The sequence below is a fragment of the Streptomyces sp. SID5785 genome (assembly GCF_009870065.1).
Taxonomy (GTDB): Bacteria; Actinomycetota; Actinomycetes; order Streptomycetales; family Streptomycetaceae; genus Streptomyces.
In genome coordinates this window covers 1-5,337 of sequence record NZ_WWIA01001101.1, presented here as the reverse complement: position 1 = coordinate 5,337, position 5,337 = coordinate 1, and the positions used below count along the sequence as shown (strand labels likewise).

Sequence of the window (5,337 nt, the reverse complement as noted above, 5' to 3'; positions counted from 1 at the left end):
GATGGCGTCCCGGGACCGCCCCGCGGGGTCCGGGCTGCCGGGGGTGCTGGTCGTGGCCGGGCCGCCCGAGCGGCTCACCGAGATCCGGGACGCGCTGGAGAGCCTCGCGGCGCACGCGGGCCTGGCGACCGAACGGGTCGCGCTGCTCGAGGAGATCAGCCGCAGGGAGAGCGAGGCCTACTTCCGCACCCTGGTCAGCAACGCCTCGGACGTGATCCTCATCGTCGACGACGACGACACCGTCCGGTACGCGAGCCCGTCCGCGCGCGACATCTTCGGCGGGCTGCAGCCGACCGGCGCGGTCCTGCCCGACCTGGTCGGAGTGCGGGACCGGGAGCGGGCGCGGCAGGCGCTCCGGGCGCTGCGCGCCGACGGGGCGCCGGAGACGCACGACCACTGGTGGGTGACGCGGGACGGCAGCCACACGGAGGTCGAGGTGCGGTGCAGCGACCTGCGGACGGACCCGACGGTGGCGGGCGTCGTGGTGACGCTGCGCGACGTCACCGAGCAGCGCCGACTGGAACAGGAGCTCACCCAGCGCGCGTTCCACGACGCGCTGACGGGGCTGCCCAACCGCACGCTGCTCCTGGAGCGGGTGGACCGTGCCCTGCTGCGGGGGCACCGCGACCCGGCGCTGACCTGCCTGCTCTTCATCGATCTCGACGACTTCAAGCTCGTCAACGACACCCTCGGGCACGCGGCGGGCGACCAGCTGCTGCGGGCCGTCGGCGAGCGGCTCACGGCGACGCTGCGCCGCACGGACACGGCGGCGCGGCTCGGCGGCGACGAGTTCGCGGTGCTGATGGAGGAGGTACGCGAGCCGGTCGACGCGGAGCTGCTCGCGGCGCAGATCCTCCAGACGCTGAGCCGGCCCGTGCGGCTCCTGGAGGACTCGGTGGGCGTGTCGGCGAGCGTGGGCGTGGCCACCGCGCTGGACAGCCGCGACGCGGACGAACTGCTGCGCCACGCCGACCTCGCGCTGTACGCGGCGAAGGCGGCGGGCAAGCGGCAGTGGCGTCGTTTCCGGCCGCCGCTGCACGACCGGGTGGTGCGTCGGCACGCGCTGCAGGCACGCCTCGACGCGGTCGTCGGCAACGGCGGCTTCGACCTGCGGTACCAGCCGGTCGTCGATCTGGCCACGCGCCGGGTCGTCGGGTTCGAGGCCCTGGTGCGCTGGCCGCCGGATCCGCGCGGGCCGGTGCCCACCGAGCAGTTCGTCGCGCTGGCCGAGGAGACGGGGCAGATCGCGTCGCTGGGCGCGTGGGTGCTGCGCAACGCCGTGGCGGGGGCGGCCCGGCTCCAGGCGTCGGCGTCCGGGCCCGCGCCCTACATCAGCGTCAACGTGTCGGCCCGGCAGTTCCGCGAGGCGGACTTCCTGGACCAGGTGCGGGCGGCGCTCGGCACCCCGGGGCTGCGGCCGGGCTCGCTCCAGCTCGAGCTCACGGAGACGGTGCTGATGCGCCGCGACCCGCAACTGGACGCCGTGGTGCGGGCGGTGAAGGACCTCGGGGTGCGCATCGCCGTCGACGACTTCGGCACGGGCTTCTCCGGGCTGCGCTATCTGCGGGAGTTCCCCGTCGACGTCCTGAAGATCGACAAGTCCTTCATCGACGACATCCCGGCCGACGCACGCCAGGTCGCGCTCGTCGAGGGCATCGTGGGCATCGCGCACACGCTGGGCCTCGACGTCATCGCGGAAGGCATCGAGACCCCGGCACAGGGGACCGTGCTCGCGGGGATGGACTGCCGGTACGGGCAGGGCTTCCTGTTCGCCCGCCCGCTCGTGCCCGAGCGGGCGGCGGCCCTGCTGGACGCGACACCGGAAGCACTGAGCGGGCCCTGAACGGCCCGGGGTCCGCCCCGGGCGGGCGGGGCCCGCGGTACCGGGATCGCCATACCCAAAACAGCCCATTCAGGATAGGCTCATTTGTCCGTATTGCGATCCCGGTCACGGATGCGCTGCACGGCCCCGAAGCACGATCGACGACGGACTGGACCTGCCGATGCGCGCACGTCACCTCACGGCGGCCACCACGGCCGCCCTCGCCCTGGCCGCCCTCACCGTCCCGGCCGCGACCGCCGCCCCGGCCGACGCCACGCCCGCGGCCGCGCTCCCCCGCTGCGCCGAGAAGAACCTGACCCTGCGCGCGGAGCCGACCGACGACGACGGCGACGTGCTGCGGCTCAGCCTGCGCAACGACTCGGGCCGGGCCTGCCTGGTGGACCGGGTCCCGATCGTCACGTACGGCGACCTGGACGGGGCCGCGATGCCGCTGCCGACCGTGCCGCACGCGGGGCGCACCCTCGCCGCGCACGCGACGGCGTACGCGGCGGTCCGCTCCGTGACGGACTTCGACGAGAAGGAGAAGGACGTGCGCACCGTCATGTCCGTGACGGTCTCCGCCGTGCCCGAGCACCACGGGAGCACCTTCCAGGCACTGACGCTCGGTGCGCCGACCGGGGTGCGGGTCTGGTCGCCGGTCACGACGCTGTGGCAGTCCTCGCAGAAGGAGGCGGCCACGGTGCTCGAGGAGCAGACGACCGGCAGGAGCCAGTACGCGACCTGACCCGGTCACCGCGCGTCACGGGGTCCCGGACCGCTCCGGCGTCCGGGTGGGCACGGTCGGCGCCGCAGCGCGCCGCAGGGTCAGTGCGGCGACGGCTCCCACGACGGCGAGGGCCGCCGCCACGTACCAGCCCTGCCGGAAGGCGTCCACGGCGGCCCGCGCCGTGGCGGGCTGCCCGAGCAGTGTCACGGTGACGGCCACACCGAGGACCGAGCCGGTCTGCCGGGCCATCGTCGTGACCGCCGACCCGGTGGCGAAACGCTCCGGCGGCAGCGCCCCGGCGGCGGCCCAGACGAGCGTGGGCAGGGCGAGCCCGACACCGACCCCGGTCACGAGCATGCCCGGCAGGAACCCGGACGCGTAGTGCGGCGCCGGGTCGGCGGCCAGGGCCCACCAGACGAGCCCGGCGCCGAACAGCAGGCAGCCGAAGGCGGCGGTCGCGCCCGCGCCGAGCCGTCGCACGACGGGCCCCGAGGTCATCGCGAGCACGGGGACGACGAGCGGCCCGGGGGCGATCGCGAGCCCCGTGCGGATCGCCGAGTAGCCCCACACCTGCTGACACCACAGGACCGACGTGAGCAGCATCGCGGCGAACGCCACGGTGAACAGGAGCGCGGCGCAGGTGGCCGCCGAGAACGCCGGGATGCGCAGCAGCGACGGTTCGACCACCGGCGCCGGATGCCGCGCCGAGCGGCGCCAGAACGCGGCGCCCAGCAGCAGAGCGGACCCGAGCGCCCCGGCCGTCCGGCCCGAACTCCATCCCCAGGCACCGGACTCGACGAGGCCGAGCGCGAGCGCGCCGATGGCCCCGGTGAGCAGGACCGCACCGGCGAGGTCGGGCAGCGGGCCACTGCGGTCGGGCCGGTCGGCGGGCAGTCCGCGCGCGCCCGCCAGCAGTCCGGCGAGCCCGACCGGCACGTTCACCAGGAACACCCAGCGCCAGCCCGCCTCGACGAGCAGCCCGCCCGCGACCGGGCCGAGTCCGGCCGCGATGCCGCCGATCGCCGCCCAGCCGCGGACCGCCCGGGGCCGCCGCTCGGCGGGGGTGGCGACGAGCAGCAGGGCGAGCGAGGTCGGCATCAGAGCGGCGGCACCCGCGGCCTGGACGGCGCGTGCGGCGATCAGCCATCCGACGCCGGGAGCGGCCGCGCACAGCGCGGAGGCGAGGGTGAACACGGCGAGCCCGAGCAGGAATCCGCGCCGGTGCCCGAACCGGTCGGCGAGCCTCCCGGCGGGCACGAGCAGCGCCGCGAAGACGATCGCGTACGCGTTCAGGACCCAGGACAGGGAGGCCAGGGAGGCCCCGTCGAAGGAGTCGCCGAGCGCCGGCACCGCGACGTTGACGATGAAGAGGTCGAGGTTCACGACGAAGACGCCGACCGAGACGATCCAGACGGTGGCACGCCGCGACGGACCGGCCGGTATCGACACACCCCGTACGTTTGATTTTCCAACTGACATGGCCGTGAACGTAGCGCGCCCCAGCGGCCGGTGACAACCTCGGCCTGAAATCGATCGCGGGTTTGATCCGGGAGAGCAAGATCATCAAGACTGCGGTCATGCGATACGGCGTGAATCTCCTCAACTTCGGCTCCGGCACCACCCCCGAGAGCCTCGTCCGGCAGGCCACGGACGCACGTGACCTCGGCTTCGCGTTCGCGATGATCTCGGACCACATCGCGGTGACGCCCGACGTGCAGGCGGTCTACCCGGCCCCGTTCTACGACCAGTTCGTGCTGGCGGCCCACCTCGCGGGGCGGGTGCCCGGACTCACCCTCGGCACGACCGTGACCGTGATCCCCTACCGGCACCCGCTGCAGACGGCGCGGCTCGCCGCCAACATCGACCGGCTCAACGAAGGGGGCTTCATCCTCGGCGCGGGCGTCGGCTGGTCGGCGGCCGAGTACGAGGTCCTGGGCGTACCGTTCGCCGAGCGCGGGGCGATCACCGACGAGTACCTGCGCGCGATCCGGGCCGCCTGGACCGAGGATCCGTGCACCTTCGAGGGCCGCTACGTCGCGTTCCGCGACGTCCACACCGCGCCGGCCCCGGCCACCGCCCCGCACCTACCGGTCTGGGTGGGCGGCGCCTCCCCGGCCGCGCTGCGACGGGCCGGACGGCTCGGCGAGGCCTGGCATCCGTTCATGCCGACCCGCGCCTCCCTGCGCGCCGGCCTGCCGCGGCTGGCCGAGGAGGCGGACCGGGCCGGGCGGCCCGTGCCGCACCTCGCGCCGCGCCTCCAGATCGTCGTGGCGGACGTGCCGGACACCGACGACCGGCCTCTCGGGCACGGCACGGTGGACCGGATCAGGGCGGACGTCGAGACCCTGGCCGAACTCGGCGCCACGGACGTGCTCTTCGACACCTATCCCGGCGAGCCGGGCCTGTGGAAGGGTGCGGACGAGGACCGCAGGCTGCTCGGACTGCTGCGGGACGAGGTGCTGGGCGACGAGGCGCTGGGCGACGACGCACCGTAGAGCCTGCCGGAACCGGTCCGCGCCGTCGCGGCCGACGCGTGGCGCCGCCGCGCGTCGGCCGCACCTCCCGCCCGTCGGCCGTTTCCCTGATCGCGCAAGCAAGCCGCAAATCTTGCGCTAATCTTGCGTTCCATGACGCGCAGACTTGCCGAGGTGGCGAAGAAGGTCGGGGTCAGCGAGGCCACGGTCAGCCGGGTGCTGAACAACAAACCGGGCGTCTCGGAGGCGACCCGGCAGGCCGTCCTCACGGCGCTCGACGTGCTCGGTTACGAGCGCCCCACCCAACTGCGCGG

The 5,337-nt window shown here is 74.5% G+C and carries 5 protein-coding genes; 4 read left to right on the top strand and 1 reads right to left on the bottom strand.

Annotated features, from left to right (window positions below; genetic code table 11):
* On the top strand, positions 1-1,843 hold a 1,843-nt coding region (locus GTW43_RS35880), incomplete at its 5' end, for an EAL domain-containing protein (protein WP_161306158.1).
* A gap of 160 nt (positions 1,844-2,003) precedes the next feature.
* Positions 2,004-2,567, top strand: a complete 564-nt coding sequence (locus GTW43_RS35875) for a DUF4232 domain-containing protein (RefSeq protein WP_161306157.1) — start codon at positions 2,004-2,006, stop codon at positions 2,565-2,567.
* A gap of 15 nt (positions 2,568-2,582) precedes the next feature.
* On the opposite strand, the gene GTW43_RS35870 is transcribed toward GTW43_RS35875, so the two are convergent.
* Entirely contained in the window at positions 2,583-3,998 is a 1,416-nt protein-coding gene (locus tag GTW43_RS35870; protein WP_343246223.1) for an MFS transporter, read from the bottom strand.
* Positions 3,999-4,126: 128 nt separating this feature from the next.
* On the opposite strand from GTW43_RS35870, the gene GTW43_RS35865 reads away from it, so the two are divergent.
* Positions 4,127-5,044, top strand: coding sequence for a TIGR03619 family F420-dependent LLM class oxidoreductase (locus GTW43_RS35865; RefSeq protein WP_161306155.1), 918 nt, complete (start codon positions 4,127-4,129; stop codon positions 5,042-5,044).
* A gap of 132 nt (positions 5,045-5,176) precedes the next feature.
* Positions 5,177-5,337 (top strand): LacI family DNA-binding transcriptional regulator (locus GTW43_RS35860; RefSeq protein WP_161306154.1); only part of this gene is annotated, 161 nt, incomplete at its 3' end.

Excerpts from the sequence above, each read along its gene's own strand:
- GTW43_RS35865 (WP_161306155.1), top strand. The coding sequence starts at position 4,127 with ATGCGATACGGCGTGAATCTCCTCAACTTCGGCTCCGGCACCACCCCC.
- GTW43_RS35875 (WP_161306157.1), top strand. The coding sequence starts at position 2,004 with ATGCGCGCACGTCACCTCACGGCGGCCACCACGGCCGCCCTCGCCCTG.